This window comes from Erysipelothrix amsterdamensis (assembly GCF_940143175.1).
In the GTDB taxonomy this organism is placed as follows: Bacteria; Bacillota_I; Bacilli_A; order Erysipelotrichales; family Erysipelotrichaceae; genus Erysipelothrix; species Erysipelothrix amsterdamensis.
In genome coordinates, this window is sequence record NZ_OW659496.1 from 1,424,085 (window position 1) to 1,439,677 (window position 15,593).

17 protein-coding genes and 1 pseudogene are annotated in these 15,593 nt (G+C 36.4%); 8 read left to right on the forward strand and 10 right to left on the reverse strand.

Annotated features, from left to right (window positions below):
* Positions 1-19 precede the first annotated feature (19 nt).
* The gene (locus tag NMG63_RS06840; protein WP_254006761.1) at positions 20-511 is read right to left on the reverse strand and encodes a GNAT family N-acetyltransferase; all 492 of its coding nucleotides are present in this window, start codon (positions 509-511) and stop codon (positions 20-22) included.
* A 22-nt stretch (positions 512-533) separates the two neighbouring features.
* Positions 534-1,856 (reverse strand): MATE family efflux transporter, encoded by a 1,323-nt coding sequence (locus NMG63_RS06845; RefSeq protein WP_254006762.1) that lies wholly within the window; start codon positions 1,854-1,856, stop codon positions 534-536.
* Positions 1,857-2,005: 149 nt separating this feature from the next.
* On the opposite strand from NMG63_RS06845, the gene NMG63_RS06850 reads away from it, so the two are divergent.
* The 5 genes from NMG63_RS06850 to NMG63_RS06870 all read left to right on the forward strand — a co-directional run bounded on the left by NMG63_RS06850 (position 2,006) and on the right by NMG63_RS06870 (position 6,310).
* On the forward strand, positions 2,006-2,506 hold the full coding sequence (locus tag NMG63_RS06850) for a YbaK/EbsC family protein (protein ID WP_123171210.1): 501 nt from the start codon (positions 2,006-2,008) through the stop codon (positions 2,504-2,506).
* Positions 2,507-2,687: 181 nt separating this feature from the next.
* Positions 2,688-3,467, forward strand: a complete 780-nt coding sequence (locus NMG63_RS06855; RefSeq protein ID WP_254006763.1) for a hypothetical protein — start codon at positions 2,688-2,690, stop codon at positions 3,465-3,467.
* Positions 3,468-3,506: 39 nt separating this feature from the next.
* Positions 3,507-4,103, forward strand: a complete 597-nt coding sequence (locus NMG63_RS06860) for an ATP-binding cassette domain-containing protein (protein WP_254006764.1) — start codon at positions 3,507-3,509, stop codon at positions 4,101-4,103.
* 543 nt (positions 4,104-4,646) lie between these two features.
* Positions 4,647-5,351: a helix-turn-helix domain-containing protein gene (locus NMG63_RS06865; RefSeq protein ID WP_254006375.1), complete on the forward strand. Its 705-nt coding sequence runs from the start codon at positions 4,647-4,649 to the stop codon at positions 5,349-5,351.
* On the forward strand, positions 5,324-6,310 hold the full coding sequence (locus tag NMG63_RS06870) for an IS3 family transposase (RefSeq protein WP_254007443.1): 987 nt from the start codon (positions 5,324-5,326) through the stop codon (positions 6,308-6,310). Before NMG63_RS06865 ends, NMG63_RS06870 begins: the two co-directional genes overlap by 28 nt.
* 102 nt (positions 6,311-6,412) lie before the next feature.
* Here NMG63_RS06870 and NMG63_RS06875 read toward each other — a convergent pair whose 3' ends face one another.
* The 3 genes from NMG63_RS06875 to NMG63_RS06885 form a co-directional block, all read right to left on the reverse strand.
* Positions 6,413-7,111: a LytR/AlgR family response regulator transcription factor gene (locus NMG63_RS06875; RefSeq protein WP_254006765.1), complete on the reverse strand. Its 699-nt coding sequence runs from the start codon at positions 7,109-7,111 to the stop codon at positions 6,413-6,415.
* Between the two features lie 138 nt (positions 7,112-7,249).
* A complete protein-coding gene (locus tag NMG63_RS06880; protein ID WP_254006766.1) occupies positions 7,250-7,822 on the reverse strand; it encodes an alkylmercury lyase family protein in 573 nt (190 codons plus the stop codon).
* Positions 7,823-7,878: 56 nt separating this feature from the next.
* On the reverse strand, positions 7,879-8,433 hold the full coding sequence (locus NMG63_RS06885; protein ID WP_254006767.1) for a DUF1697 domain-containing protein: 555 nt from the start codon (positions 8,431-8,433) through the stop codon (positions 7,879-7,881).
* 131 nt (positions 8,434-8,564) lie between these two features.
* Here NMG63_RS06885 and NMG63_RS06890 point away from each other — a divergent pair, with 131 nt between their 5' ends.
* Positions 8,565-9,014, forward strand: a complete 450-nt coding sequence (locus tag NMG63_RS06890) for a hypothetical protein (protein WP_254006768.1) — start codon at positions 8,565-8,567, stop codon at positions 9,012-9,014.
* 28 nt (positions 9,015-9,042) lie between these two features.
* Here NMG63_RS06890 and NMG63_RS06895 read toward each other — a convergent pair whose 3' ends face one another.
* From NMG63_RS06895 to NMG63_RS06905, 3 genes are read right to left on the reverse strand one after another with little or no spacing between them, the layout of a single operon-like run.
* Positions 9,043-9,720, reverse strand: a complete 678-nt coding sequence (locus tag NMG63_RS06895; RefSeq protein WP_123171204.1) for an ABC transporter ATP-binding protein — start codon at positions 9,718-9,720, stop codon at positions 9,043-9,045.
* On the reverse strand, positions 9,713-11,311 hold the full coding sequence (locus NMG63_RS06900) for a hypothetical protein (protein ID WP_254006769.1): 1,599 nt from the start codon (positions 11,309-11,311) through the stop codon (positions 9,713-9,715). The genes NMG63_RS06895 and NMG63_RS06900 overlap by 8 nt, the downstream gene beginning before the upstream one ends.
* Positions 11,312-11,361: 50 nt before the next feature.
* Complete coding sequence (locus tag NMG63_RS06905) at positions 11,362-11,679, reverse strand: hypothetical protein (RefSeq protein ID WP_254006770.1); 318 nt, start codon at positions 11,677-11,679, stop codon at positions 11,362-11,364.
* Positions 11,680-11,888: 209 nt separating this feature from the next.
* On the opposite strand from NMG63_RS06905, the gene NMG63_RS06910 reads away from it, so the two are divergent.
* The gene (locus tag NMG63_RS06910; protein ID WP_254006771.1) at positions 11,889-12,179 is read left to right on the forward strand and encodes a co-chaperone GroES; all 291 of its coding nucleotides are present in this window, start codon (positions 11,889-11,891) and stop codon (positions 12,177-12,179) included.
* A complete protein-coding gene (groL, locus tag NMG63_RS06915) occupies positions 12,179-13,792 on the forward strand; it encodes a chaperonin GroEL (RefSeq protein ID WP_254006772.1) in 1,614 nt (537 codons plus the stop codon). Before NMG63_RS06910 ends, groL begins: the two co-directional genes overlap by 1 nt.
* A gap of 110 nt (positions 13,793-13,902) precedes the next feature.
* Here the strand turns inward: groL and NMG63_RS06920 are convergent, their stop codons facing one another.
* Both NMG63_RS06920 and NMG63_RS06925 read right to left on the reverse strand, forming a co-directional pair.
* Positions 13,903-14,148: a hypothetical protein gene (locus tag NMG63_RS06920; protein WP_254006773.1), complete on the reverse strand. Its 246-nt coding sequence runs from the start codon at positions 14,146-14,148 to the stop codon at positions 13,903-13,905.
* A gap of 112 nt (positions 14,149-14,260) precedes the next feature.
* Positions 14,261-15,275, reverse strand: a pseudogene (locus NMG63_RS06925) (IS3 family transposase).
* Between the last annotated feature and the right edge of the window lie 318 nt (positions 15,276-15,593).

Consider the following 15,593-nt stretch of genomic DNA (forward strand, 5'->3'; position numbering starts at 1 on the left):
GACCTCCTAGGAGGTCTTTTTAATGATATACAAGCTCAAACTCAATAAGTTCTTGATCTTGCATCTTTACGGTAAAGCCAAGATCTGTTAAAAGATGAATGGCCGCCGTATTATGTGGGATGGAATAGGCAACAATTCGTTTTAACGCTAAATTTCGAAAACCATACTCAATAAGAGCTTCACTAATTTCACGACCGAGGCCTTGTTTTTGAGCACTTTGACGTAAGATCCAACCCATCTCATACGTTTTAAGATCATCGCCCACATCTTCTGTTTCCAGTTGATGAAAAATCACGTGTCCAATGGCTTCTTGAGTTGCTCGATCTTCAATCGCAAACAAAGGTGGATTTTCAATTAAACAATACGTCTTCAGGAATCCTTTAATGGTTTCATCATCCATTACCGGTTCAATAAACTGCATCACCGTGGAGTCTTTAAGCCATGTTTTCGCATAATCAAAGTCTTCCCGACAAAAAGGCCTAATAATACATTTGTGTGTTTTGAGTTCCATAATTCACCTCACCAATATCATATCAAATTCGTTTGGATTCTACGTGAAAATCTTGTTTGTATTGATTTACCTGTTTCCAATACACCACCATGGAGTACAGTAAAACACAGTATTGGGCAAGCGGTACAGAAAGCCAAACCCCTTTTAGTCCAAGCATGAAAGGTAACACCCACAATAAGAGAATTGTGGTAAGAATGGGTTCACTGTAAATGAGACGATAGGCAGTGTGATTGTCCCGTGTAGCATAGGCATAAGATGTGGAAACACGCAAGAATGCGATCGGGATTAATCCGAGTAAGAATAAAGGCATCACTTCTGCGATCATCAACGCGACTTCCTCTGAAGCACCAAAAAACCCTGGAATCATAAATCTTAAACTGTATAGAATTACCATGCAGGTCAATGCAACGCCTAATGCAAAGCGAATCGCAATGGTAACAATCTCATGAACTTTGTCCATACTGTTATTACCATAATAACGGCTGATTAAAGGTTGACAGCCATCACCAATTCCCTGAAGTAATAATTGAACACTAAAAACAACATAACAGATGACACCATAGCTTGCAGCTGCGACATCACCACCATATTGAATGGCCGATTGATTTAATACAATAATCATGAGATTAGGGGATAAGATTAATCCAAAAGGTGATAACGAAACCTTCAGGACTTGAGCAATCGAACCGAGTGTAACTTTGATTTTCTCAGTTCCACCAAATGGAACATGTTTAAACATATAACCAACACATAAAAGCATGGTTAAGGCTTGACCAATAATTGTAGCATAGCCTGCTCCTGCTGTGCCTAACTTAAGAACCGATACAAAGTAACCATCCAAAATGACATTAGTGATAAAGCCTATAATCATTGCAACCATTGCAAAAAGGGTGCCACCGTAATTACGGATAATGGGAACTAAACCGGTTGCCATTATTTGAAATATCGAGAATAGGATAATTATGCGAATATAATCGGCCGCATAATCGAAAAGACGTCCTTGTGCACCAAAAAACGCCAAAATCTGTGGATAGGTTTTAAAGAGTAGAAGAAAGGCTATAAGTGATGCTCCACCAAGCAGATACATCGTTGTTTTAAGATAACGTGCCTGTTCTTCATGATCATTTGAACCCAGTGCAATCCCTATTTGAATCGCACCCGCAAGGCCAATTCCCGTTCCTAAAGCCTGTATAAAGGACGTAATCGGATAAGCTAAATTAATTCCAGCAATTCCTAAATCGCCTACATTTTGACCAATAAACCATCCATCGACAATGGCATATAAACCCGAAAATGCGAATGCAAACATCGCAGGTAACACATTGCGATAAAAATCTTTACGCATATCATAAACCTCTGTTATTTTCTAAACATAATGATAAGTATAGCAGATTTTTTTTACATCGCAAGACACACCACTTAGCAAGAACGTTCCTTGTAATCACGTTATATTTGCGTTACGATTGAAGTACAAGTAGAAAAAGGAGCAATAGAATGAAAAATCAATACGGACAACAGATTACAGACTTATTGCACGAACTGAATATTGAATATCGTGAAGATCATCATGAACCCATATTTTCAGTAGAAGTTGAGATCCCCGAACTTCCTGGACCACAAATTAAATATCTTCTTGTGAAACCGAAAAAAACGGAACATGAGTTCTATTTAATTCTTGCGCATGATGAAAAACATCCCGATCTAAAAGACTTACAAGCTCAACTTGGAACCAAACGCTTAACCTTCCCGACCAGTGAAGAGATGAGCGATTTAATTGGCGTTGAATTTGGAAGCCTTACTGCAGCTTCTGTAATTGCGGATAAGAATCATGAAATTACCGTGATTGTGGATGAAGCCATTGATCGTGATGATACAATTGGAATTCACCCAAATGATAATTCGATTACGTATACCATTGCCTTTAAAGATCTTGAACGTTACCTTGATCATCTTGGCTATACACCACGTTACATTCCATTATTGGATAAAGAATAATTATCCGATAGCACATGCGAAAGCGTGTGCTTTTTTTTATGCTTTGAAGCCTTCGATATTGTTTTCTTAAATAATATTAATAGCGTTGAAATTACGTGTTTAAGACGGTTTAATTAGGGTGACATGTCACTTTTTTCAGAAGACATGCTTCTGATGCTTATTTTAAATTAGAGGAGGAACCATGATTAAACGAAATTTTCTCTTTTTTTCTGTACCGATTTTTGTTCAGGTGCTTTATATTTGCACTACAGAGTGCTTCCAATTTCCAAACGGACTGCTTAATTTTTATTTTGTATTTGATGGCCGAAATGCTATTTACATTACAATCTATGCATTTATGCTTGTTCTTTATGCAACAGACTTTGACTACACGATCATAAACAATCATTTTGATGACTTTGCACGCATCCGATTAAACAATGCGTTCTTATGGAAACAAATACTTAGGGTTATATTAAAATCACTATTATTTGCATTAACAATGATGCTTTCTGAGATGGTGCTTCTACACGTTTTCAAACAACCACTTTTTCCACTGAATGCACCCATCGAGCATGACCACCTACAAATTTTACCTTTCACAAATGACCCTATATCAAATCAGGTGGTTTATTCAGGTTTAAGAATTCTAGGTTCAATTATTATTTCATTGTTCTTCTTTAGTCTAAGCCGTTTTATAAAACATCGTTACCTCTATGTTGGACTTATTCCTACACTTATTATCGGATTAATCTGTTTCTTGGGAGTCTTAGGTCCGGTGTGTTTACGCACCTTTGGCTATGAAGGCATCTTACCCAAAATTTTATCAACTACGATGATTGGAAATCTCTTTTCAGCTGGAATGTTTCAAATGCGTACACCACGTATCTTTGCAGGTCTGGCATCTTCAATATTCTATTTAGCGCTCACAGTGATTAATTTGTATGTAAGTAATCATCTGCGAAAAAAAGGAGTGGTTTAATTTTGAAAAGGACCATTTTAGATACAGAAAGGAGTTTATATGATTCAACTACACAATGTATCCAAATCATTCCGAGATCAGGATGTGCTTAAATCCGTTGATCTTACGATACAAAAAGGTCAAACCATCTATATCAAAGGCGCAAACGGTTCAGGAAAATCAACTCTGCTTAAAATCATTGCGGGATTGATCAATCCTGATGGTGGAAGTATTTCAGGTGTTTCAGGTTTAGACGTGGGTGCTCTCATCGAAAATCCTAGTTTTATTGAAGAGCGACCCCTCTTAGATAACCTAAAATTTCTTTATAAATTAAAACAGAAGTATGACTATGATGCGATTAAAAAATATTGTGACCGTCTGCAACTTGACATCACCAATCCTAAACCCATGCGAAGCTATAGTATTGGAATGCGTCAGAAAGCAGGTATTATTCAAGCAATTATGGAACGTCAGTCACTCATTCTCTTTGATGAACCTACACGAGGCTTAGACCAAGAATCTGTAGATGTCTTTATCGAACTCATACATCAAGATCTTAAAGACAGAACCATCATCATCTGTGCCCACGAAGGGATTCAGAACATCCAGTTTGATCAACGCTATGAGCTTAAAAATGGGATTCTTACAACGTTCTAAGTTTTTAATTATTACTAATCTCGTTTCATTATTTATAACTTCACTAAGCAATGATTCAGATGAGTACCTTCGTATGCTGTGTCTACTGCCAACTGAAAACAGCCCTTATGTCAACACACTTGCTTCACTCCTGTTAACCCTCTTGCATATTTTGACAGTGAGTTCTTACATTTCTTATATGATTGAAATGCGAGCGATGATTCAAGTTCGTATTCAAAAATACTACTGCATTCGTTTAATTCATGAAGTCATACAAATTAGCCTTCTTCTATTAATCTGCCAGAGCTTATCTTTTAATCTTTTATGGAGCTATGACGTCTTATTCATCTTCACTTACTTTATGTTCGTTTCGAGTTGTCTGATTATTTTATACTTTAAAACATCTAAACTTTGTGTCTTACCTACATTTTTATTTACACTTATTTTCAGACTTATTTTATCCCTCACATACACTTAAAAGACATGCATCATGATAAGCTCCCCTTAAAGTAGACACCCGAAATAAATAAAATCGGGCACTACAAAAAAGGAGGAGCTTTTTCTATGGGGAGAAAGAATAAATATCCAGCCGAAATAAAAGAACAAGCAATTAATGAATATTTGAATGGCATAAAAGGTGCACCAGAAATAGCTGAAGAATTATCTATTGATTCTAGTACATTACGTAGTTGGGTGAAAAAGTATCAAACTTATGGTATTGAAGTTTTTTCAGATAAAGATCGAAACAAAAGTTATTCGAAAGAGCTCAAGGAATCCGCAATTAGGGATTATCTTGAAGGCGCAGGTTCTCTTAAAGATATTAGTATTAAATATGGTATAAGTTCCCATGAGGTTTTGCGCGGATGGATAAAAAAGTATAATAGACTTGAAACTATAAAGGATTACGATCCTAAAGGAGAAGTCTATATGACAAAAGGTAGAAAAACAACAATTGAGGAGCGTCAGGAAATTGTCGCATATTGTATTGAACATGACTACGATTATAAGGGGACTGCTGAGCGCTATGAACTTTCTTATGCTCAGGTTTATCAGTGGGTGAAAAAGTATAACGAATTGGGAGATGATGGTCTTCTTGATAAACGTGGCAAGCGAAAACAAGAAGATCAACTTAGTAATGAAGAACGTTTAGAACGTAAAGTAAAACTACTTGAAAGACAACTCGAACTGAAAGAACGCGAGAACATTCTATTAAAAAAAGTGAAGGAAATCGAAAGGGGGCGATATTCTCCAAAGCAAAACAAGAAGTAAAGTATCTCGCAGTGCAGGAACTACATCATAAACATGGCTGGAGTATTCAGTGGATGTGTAAGGTACTTAAAATCGCAAGAAGTAGTTATTATAAATGGACGCATCGTGTTGAAACAAGCAATGAAATTGAAAATCATGAGCTTTGCAATCTCATTCTTGATTATGATGAACTATTTGGACATATCTTAGGCTATCGACGCATGACGGATTGGATCAATGAGTTGAATAGCGTTCAATATAACTCGAAGAGGATTCATAGACTCATGAAGATGCTAGGGGTGAAATCAGTGATTCGTCAAAAGTCTAAAAAATATTCACGAAGCACTCCTGAAATCACAGCTGAAAATATTTTAAATCGAAATTTCTTTGCCGCAAAACCGAATGAAAAATGGCTGACAGACGTCACAGAATTTAAGATTAAAGGTTCAAGTAAGAAACTATATCTCAGTGCGATTATTGATCTTTATGATTTAAGTGTTGTGGCGTATCAAATAAGTGATCGGAACAATAATCAACTTGTGTTTGATACTTATCATAAAGCTATCGCGAGATATCCAGAGGCAAAACCTTTATTTCACAGTGACCGCGGATTCCAATACACAAGTAGGGCATTTAGGAAACAGCTAGAAGATCAAGGAGTGATGCAAAGTATGTCTAGAGTGGGACATTGTATTGATAATGGTCCTATGGAAGGATTTTGGGGAACAATCAAATCAGAAATGTACTACCCTAATGAATTCAGTACAAGAAGCGAATTGAAGAAAGCAATTGAAGTGTATATTGATTTTTATAACAACAAGAGACTTCAGAAACGCTTCAAAAACAAAACACCAATGATGGTTCGAACTGAAGCGCTAGGAACAGAGACACCTGTAGTCTACGCGATTCCAACTAACAAGAAGATTGAAGCTTACTGGTCAAACATTAGAGAAAAACAAATGCAGTCACTTGTAGCATAAAAAAGATGATTCATCATAAAGTGATAAATCATCTTGGATATTTTATTTATTTCACCTGTCTACTTGACAGGGAGCAGTTCATCACGCATGTCTTTTCTATTTTTATCGCTTCAACATTACCTTAAGTATCTTTGGATAACGTCCTCGCGAAATAACAATCGCCTCAGGATCGTTCTTTAGAAATAATGTTTTCGGATTCAGTTGAGAAATATAATTTACATTCACAATCGTCCCGTGATTTGCCCGTACAAAACGTGCGGCATCTAACACTTCTTCTATTGATTTTAAAGATTGGTTCATGACCGTATATGTTCCTGTCTCGGTATAAATAACGGGATGACGCTTCTCATAGATGATTGCTTTAATTTGATTTTGTACCAATCTTACCATACCTTCTCGTGTTTTAAAGATGATGCTTTGATCACAGTTCTCAATTTTTAAAATCGCAGCCCGTAATGTTTCCTCTAAAGTTGATTCTATATTTTCTTGAAACATTAATCCATAAATATTTGTTCCATAGACCGTATGCATTACATCATCAAGTGACGATATAAAAATTACAATAAGATTTGGATTCAAACGTTCAAGCGAATGGATACATTCGATTCCGAATTGATCGGGTATGGCTACACTGATGATTAGAATATCTATCTTTAAACATAATGGGTCTGTTTGAAGATCTACAAATTTTTTATATAAGAAACACTCGTTAATGCTATGTCGTTTTTTTATCCGTAAAAGACTTTGGAAAAGCTGGTGCCTAACATCTTCACACTCATGAACAATTGCAATATGATACATCTGTTTCCCCCCTTAGAATATTACTTAATACGCTATAAACATATAAAACCCTTAAAAATTTTATACACTACTTTTTAAATAATACGGAGAAACAATTCAATTGAGTAGTTCATTTGTACGAGTGGTAAAAAAAAGATCTCATGAAACTGAGATCTTCGCTTTAATAACATCAAGTGCATAATCAAAAAGTTGGACAGACAACGCAAACGCCTCTGGTAATGTATAACTCACGCCTCCATTACATGGAACCTCATCTTTAGCAATGAATTTGATTGAACTGCACGATTTAGAGGCAACACAGCAACCGGACTTCGCATTGGGAACCCATACCTTCAGTGGGACGTCTTGGAGGTTATCACGTGTGATTTTGGTGCCATCAAGGCAAATTATTTCCGAATTGTTCAGTGATAAGAAGCACATGGCATCAAATGCACACATTGCGTAGACTTCCTCAACACCGGGTATTGAAACTTTAAAAGCGGTTTTCTGACCTGATATTGGGTAACATGCCTTACAAGATGCATTAATTAGGTCACAATCGTACAGTGCTGGTGAACATGATAACCATGCTTTATCATCAAGTTCCCCTTCCAAAAGTCGCGACACAAATGCTTGATATTCTTTCTGCAGTTCAAATGAAAGAGCTTGATACCGTTCATTAAAATCAGGATCTAAATCCAACTGTTTTTTTAAGATTTCGTATTGATTCATAGCATACTCCCTTCGCATTTATTTTATTCTAATTGCGAATGATTTGCAACAACTTTCTAATCCTTCAATTTTTGAGAGAGTTCTAAAAGCTTGTAAACGGTATTGGCGGTTCGGAGTGTTACACAATTATTAATTGATGTACTCGCAGTTTTGGACCAACGGGATTTCGAATAGTTTTGAAGGTCTGCGGACCAATAAATAACATCCGGTCCCGATTGAACCGATTCAAATTCCGCATTCGCTTCACCCATAACTTCAATAATATCATCTTGTCGTGCTGGTGGTATTATAAAAATTGCAGTGTGATAATAGGCTTTGTTAGTCTTATCCCACCAAGCAGGGGCTTCGTTTAAAACTTGTTCTAGCTGCTCAAGCGTTATAATCACAAGCGGGATTTCAAATCGAAAAAAATCTTTGAGGGCTCTTTCTAATGCTTCTTGCATTGATCTTAATGCTTCGTTTTCACTCTTAAAAATAACATTTCCACTGTTTATGTACGTTTTAACGGAAGTATAACCCAGTGATTCAAAAATCTGTTTTAAGTCAGCCATTGGAACTTTATGCTTCCCGCCAACATTAATACCTCGTAATAATGCGATATATGTTTTCATAAGCACCCTCGTTTCATCTTTGATTATACGCGTAAACATTTGACCCTACAATCCAAGACGATTTCAATAAAATTTTATTTGTCTTGTTTAACGATATGGTATGCTTAAGAAAAGCGACTAAGGGGGATGTTATGAATATCCGTACATTTCAAAAGAATTTTAAGATTAAACACGAAGAAACCATTCTGGCTTGGATTCACGATGGTCTTATTCCAGGTGCCTATTTTGATAAACCGAAACAAACATGGGTACTTCCCGATGCAGCACGACCACCTTACACAAAAGCACGTGCTAAAAACACTTCTGCTATTTACGTAAGTATTGTAAGAGGTTGTATTGATCGATATCATGTCCTACCTCAGCTTTATCATCTTAGTCAACAAGAGTTTGATGTTTACATCCAACAACTTCTTAAAGCCAATTTAATTTCCGTTGTCTATCATGATCAGATTGCTTACTATTACGCGACACCCGAGAGCGAAGCTTTTATTGCATCCAAGAATCCGTTGCGTTACCTTGAAACACTCTTAGGTGTCGCAGTGAAAGCGGCAACCGAAGGAACCATTAAAAGTATGTTTTAAATGAAAAAAGCCAAGGAAACTTGGCTTTTTACGTTTTAAGGACTTCTTTGAGATAACCATCTTGAAATATAAGTTGGGTTGGACATGTAACTGCAAGTGATTGGGCATGGGTAACAAGAATGATGGTGACACCTTGTTCATGAATCGCTTTGAGAATACGCATAATCATCTGCGCATTCTCAACATCCAATGCACCTGTAGGTTCATCTGCAAGGATAACCTTAGGACTTTGAATCAGTGCTCTTGCGATAGCGACGCGTTGTTTTTGCCCCCCTGATAGTTGGTGGGGATATGCATTTTTTTTATCTTTGATATTTAACATTTCAAGTAATTGTAGTGCTTTTTCTTGATGTTCTTTTCGAATTCGTTTTACGGGCAGTAATACATTTTGAGTCACCGTCATCGTTGGAATTAAACCAAAGTTTTGCATAATGTATCCAATGGATTGATTGCGATAGTTAGCACGTAAAGCATCATTCCAATCAAGGATGTTTTTCCCTTCAAACAAGACGCTTCCCTGTGCATCTTCAATTAAACCAGCAAGGGTATTGAGAAATGTCGTTTTTCCTGAACCGGATAATCCCGTTACGGCAACAAAATCACCGCGTTTAATCTCAATATTTACATTATTTAGAGCATGTACCTTCGCATCATGATCTCCATACGTTTTTGAAAGTGATTTAATGGTATAAATTGTATCAGACATTTTCTCCTCCAATAATATTTAAAATTTGAATTGCGGTAATGCGTTTGGTGATAAATTGACTTAATAGGGCAACAAGTACGATTAAGATTGAAATACCAATGCCAAGCACAGTCCACGTTAAGTCGAGGGTAATGTGCATCGTTGCAATTCCAATCAACGTCGATATCAAGATAAGCCAAAATATCGATTTTAGATATGAACGGATAAGATATTGTTTCGAGTATCCCACAACTTGATATAAGGCAAAATCTAGAGAGCGGTAATGAATATCTACGAATACCGCGCAAATCAAGCCAAATAAGCTGAAAATCATATTAATCATTCCCACGCCGAAATAACTCGCCAACATTAACATTTTCTGATGATAGAATCCTTCTTGAATGCTTTTAATCGAGGATACTTGGTACTTAAATGTCGGTTCATTTAAGTCATTCCTGATGTGTTCCACCTCATCTTCTAAAAGATTCATAAAAAAGAGTTCATCGATAAAATTACTGTTGGTTAATTGGAGATGTTGATTAATGTTTGAGATATCGAAATAAGCAATTAGGTAGTCCTTTGACGACAATTCTATATAGTCGCTGGGACCAAGGATTGTAAACGGCTTTTCAACTACTTCCGCGATGACATAGTTTAACCCTTCTGATTGAATTTGATCCCCCACAGTGTATCGGGAGTTACTTGTAATGATTGGAATCGCATCAGTATTCTGATAGCGTTTCACGGACTTTGTATTCATGTTATTAAGTTTTAAAGCCGTTTCGTTTAGGAATACAAGATTTCCAAGTGTATTTGATGAGTGGGAATCGAGATAGAATACAATCATATGATCGTGGTATTCTTCGTAGGTGGTAGCGATTTTATTGAGGATCTCACCACGATAGAGCTCAGGATTTTGTTCGATTTTCATGGTTTCTTGAAGCGATTCCGGATACTTAGCAGACACGGACCAGGCTGTATCTAATTGAGCATAGTTTTTATAAGGTGATACTTGCCGGTTTAAATCCTCAAAAAGAATGAGCGATACAAACAACAACATCAAAGAGGTCGAGAATTGAAATACTAAACCCACTTTCTTGGTGATATTAAGACCAACACTTTTATTTTTCCTATATGCCCTTAAACATCTCCAAAACAAAATATTGATGATCAATCCCATCACAAGAATCATGATTGTTCCCGCTATGATAATTGGCACTCCAATCGGCAATTTAAAATAGTTCAAAAAAGGGACTGACAGAAGTGATGAGAAGAGAAACGTTGCGACGAGTTGCACCATATAATCTAAGGTGAAAGAGCGTAGTATTTCTGAATAAGTAAAACCTACAATACGCTTAATTTTAAGTATTTCTTTAGATACAAAAATCCAATATTCTGAAACATAAAAGAGGTTCAAAACAATTGAAATGAGTACAATCGAAAATAAAACCAATAAGAACAGATTATCTTTGATGAAATAAATGAAATTCGATAAATTGGAAACATTGTTTTTCGCTATATCACAATATTGATTGAAAAAGAACGAAGTACATACAATCATATACAGTGATAAAAGCACATGATAAATTGTCAATAATTTTTTTTTATTCATATTTAACACCCCTTATAATAACTCCCTAGTTTATTAGGGAGTTCCATCGATTAATATGCATTACCCCAGGTATAGCACGTTTCGTTGTATCCTGAAAAAGCAACTGCATGAACCGATGTATATGGACTTGGACTGTAAGCATGTTTTTTAGTTTGCTTTGATCCTATTTTTGCTGTCGCCGACATATATGAATATTTGGGTTCATCAAAAACGGTAGTTTTTGAGTTACATGCCTTCGACAAAAAATTTGCGCCTGACCAACCGACATTTTCCCAACCTACTTTGGCGAGTGCGGTTGCCTGTGCGCCGAGAATCATCAGTCCAAATAACAGCATTGTCCATACTGTGTTCTTAACACTTCGTCGCAAAATATCCCCCCTTTCACTTTGATTTTATTCTTTGTTTAATAATTTTCAAGTCAATATGATTACATTGCAATCTTTCACGATTACTTTGTAAAGAGACCTGATAATTTAACAAATGGGGATTGACAAAATTTGAAGTCAATCCTAGAATATAGGTGTTGGCACTCGTAGCAATAGAGTGCCAGAGGTCGAAATAAAGGAGGAAACGCATCATGATTAAACCATTGTATGACCGCATTTTGTTAGAAGAGATTCTTGCAGAGTCCGCTACTGCAAGCGGAATCTTATTGCCGGAATCCAAAGAGAAGCCTTCTATGGCACGCGTTGTTGCTGTAGGAGATGGAACGAAAGATAAAGAAGGTAATACACTTCCCATGGATGTAAAGGTTGGGGATTGTGTCATCTATAAAAAATATGCAACAACAGATGTAACTTATCAAAACAAAGATTATTTAATTATCGACATGAAAGATGTACTTGCAATTGTGGAGGATGATAAATAATGGCTAAAGATGTACGTTATGGACAAAACTCAAGAGATCTACTCTTAAAAGGAATGGACACACTTGCTAATGCGGTAAGTGTAACGCTCGGTCCTAAGGGACGTAATGTTGTTTTAGAGCGTAGTTTTGGTTCACCGCTCATCACTAATGACGGTGTTACCATCGCTAAAGAAATTGAACTTAAAAACCCATTTGAAAACATGGGGGCAAAGTTGCTTTATGAAGTGTCCAATAAGACCAATGATGTGTCTGGAGATGGAACAACAACCGCTACATTACTTGCACAGGAAATGATTCATAAAGGATTAGTGCATGTTGATCGTGGCGCAAATCCCGTATTAATGCGTCTTGGTATTGAAAAAGCATCGCGGGCAATTGCTGACTACCTGCTTGAAAACAGCAGTAAAATAGAGACAAGCAGCGATATCGCAAACGTTGCCTCAATTAGTGCTGGTAGCGAAGAAATCGGTACAATTATTGCGGAAGCAATGAAGAAAGTTGGAAATGATGGTGTCATTACAGTAGATGAATCCAATACATTTGAGACTGAATTAGAAGTTGTGGAAGGACTTCAATATGACAAAGGTTATATTTCACCTTATATGGTTTCAGATCGTGAGACCATGGAAATTGAGATGGAAAACCCTTATATCTTGGTTACAGATCATAAAATCTCAACAATCCAAGAAATCCTTCCCCTCTTAGAACAAATTGTTCAACAAAATAAACCATTCTTTATTATTGCTGAGGATATTGACAATGATGTTGTCTCAACACTTGTAGTCAACAAACTCCGTGGAACCTTCAATGTAGCTGCAACAAAAGCACCAGGCTTTGGAGACAATCAAAAAATGATGCTAGAAGACATTGCGATTGCGACAGGCGCAACATTCATCAGTAAAGAACTTGGAATGAACATCAAAGAAACTGAAATCGAACAACTTGGAACGGCTTCAAAAGTAGTCATCCGCAAGGACGAAACAACCTTAATTGGTGGAGCTGGAACCAAAGAGGCCATTGAAGAACGTGCAAGCGAAATTCGTTCTCAAATAAACAATGTAAGCAGCGACTTTGATAAGAAAAAACTTGAGGAACGTCTTGCGAAACTTACAAATGGTGTTGCTGTCATAAAAGTTGGAGCAGCAACTGAATCCGAAATGAAAGAGAAAAAGCTACGCATTGAAGATGCACTCAACGCAACCAAAGCTGCGGTTGCTGAAGGTGTCGTGCTTGGTGGTGGATATGCCCTTGCTCGTGCCTACATGGATCTAAAAGATAACCTAAGTTCAGAAAATCAAGACGAAAATAGAGGTATTAAAACCGTCTTTGAATCAATCCTAAAACCATTATGGCAAATAGCTGAAAATGCCGGATTTGATGGAGACGAAATCGTTACAAAACAACTTGAATCAGAGTTGAATATTGGATTTAACGCAAAATCAGGACAATGGGAAAACCTACAAGAATCAGGAATCCTTGATCCTACACGCGTAACACGCAATGCACTGCTCAACGCTGCATCGATTGCATCCCTCTTCCTAACAACAGAAGCTGCAGTTGCATCGTCAGTTGAAGAGAAACAAATCACACCTGAAATGCCGCCAATGTATTAACAAATCAAAAGGAAGCCCATAACAGGCTTCCTTTCTCTATTTTCAAATTTCAACAGCACCACTTTCTCAAGTTCGTACTATACATGTGTTAATCAAACTAACTTAGATTATCATTTATTCTTGTTTAATTTTCTAAATAAAACAGCACCAATTCCAGAAATAAAGAAGCCAACCACTATCAAAGTGATTCGTACAACTAAATCCAATGTCCCCAAATTACTTTGTACATTTAACATTTTATGAATGATTATATCTGTAATTATAAAACTGCCTAAGGTACTGCCTCCAAAAATAACGATAGCTAAACCTAAAAAAATAAAAATAAATGAAAGTGTTTGCTTTGTACTTTTACTCATCAATATTCCTCCTTCAAAAAACACTTGAATATTAATATATTAACATTATTTAAGTAAACTAATAAATCCGAAACTACATTTTCTAATCCACTACTGGTATGGCAACACTTTTTTAGACAAAATCACTAGTTGGTCTTTGTTGGTATTCGACTGGGCTCAAATAACCCAGAGTCGAGTGTATGCGTTTGTGATTGAACCAATAAATGTATGTTGATAATTCTTCCTTTAACTCATCGAGACTCTCAAATGATCGTCTCCTTACAAACTCGGTTTTAATAATCTTGAATGTGGCTTCCGCTACTGCATTGTCATAAAGTGTACCCTTCGCACTAAGTGATCGTGTAATCCCAAATGCTCCAAGCATTTCATCAATGCTGTAATTCTTTAACTCTGAACCTCTATCGGTATGAAAATATTTTATATTAGATAGATTTCGTAAAGGCATCCAGGACAAGAGATGGCGTTTTCCTTTCACCACAACTTGATCCAATTATTTCTCGCGCATGAAGGTCTAAAAGTATGCAAATATAATTCCAGTTATTCCCAACTCTTACATAAGTCAAATCATTGACAACAACCTGCAACTTACTTCTATCATTGAAATCTCGGTTTACTAAATTTTCAGTTTTTGATTCGTTGACATCAGATGAATGATTTTTATACTTCTTTTTAGTATAAACTGACACCAGTTCATGTTTTCTCATAATTCTTGATATCCTGCGTCGTGATGTATTGATTCCTTTTCTTCGAAGGTCAGCTCTAATTTTACGACTGCCATATATCGAATGACTCTTATAAAATACATCAATAACTTCATCTTCAAATTGATCGATTTCTTTTGTCTTTGGCCTGTATGAATAGATCGCGCTGCTTGCTTTAAAATATCATTTTCCATTTTTAACTGTTGGTTTTCTTTTCGAAGCTTTATAAGTTCATTTTCTTCGTCAGTTATATTAACAGCAGCTTTGAAAGATCCTGATGTAGTCTGTTTTTACCCATCGGTACACCAGCTGTTCATTCAAATCGTAATCGCGAGCTAGGTCACCTGCAGATCTTTCTCCTTGATACAATTTCACAATTTGTGTTTTAAACTCATCAGTAAATTTCCTACGTATTCTTTTTGTCATAATAACATCCTCTTTCTGTTATTCTATACTAACTAACAGATTTGTCTATTACATTGTAGCCGCTCCAGTATCCATCAATGGAAATCAAGTCTCCATACATGCAAATGCTAATTCACCTGAACAAGCTAAGATAACCTTCAAGAAGTATGGAAACATCACAAACAATTCTACTACCCCTATTCTATATACACATCCAAGCAAACAGGATATCATCAGTGGTGGTAATCCCGATCCTATTCCATTTGTTATTAATTTTGAAGTTGAATATAAAGGAACACCGTTAATCGGAAAAGTCAATGAAGAAACGCAGGGAAAAAT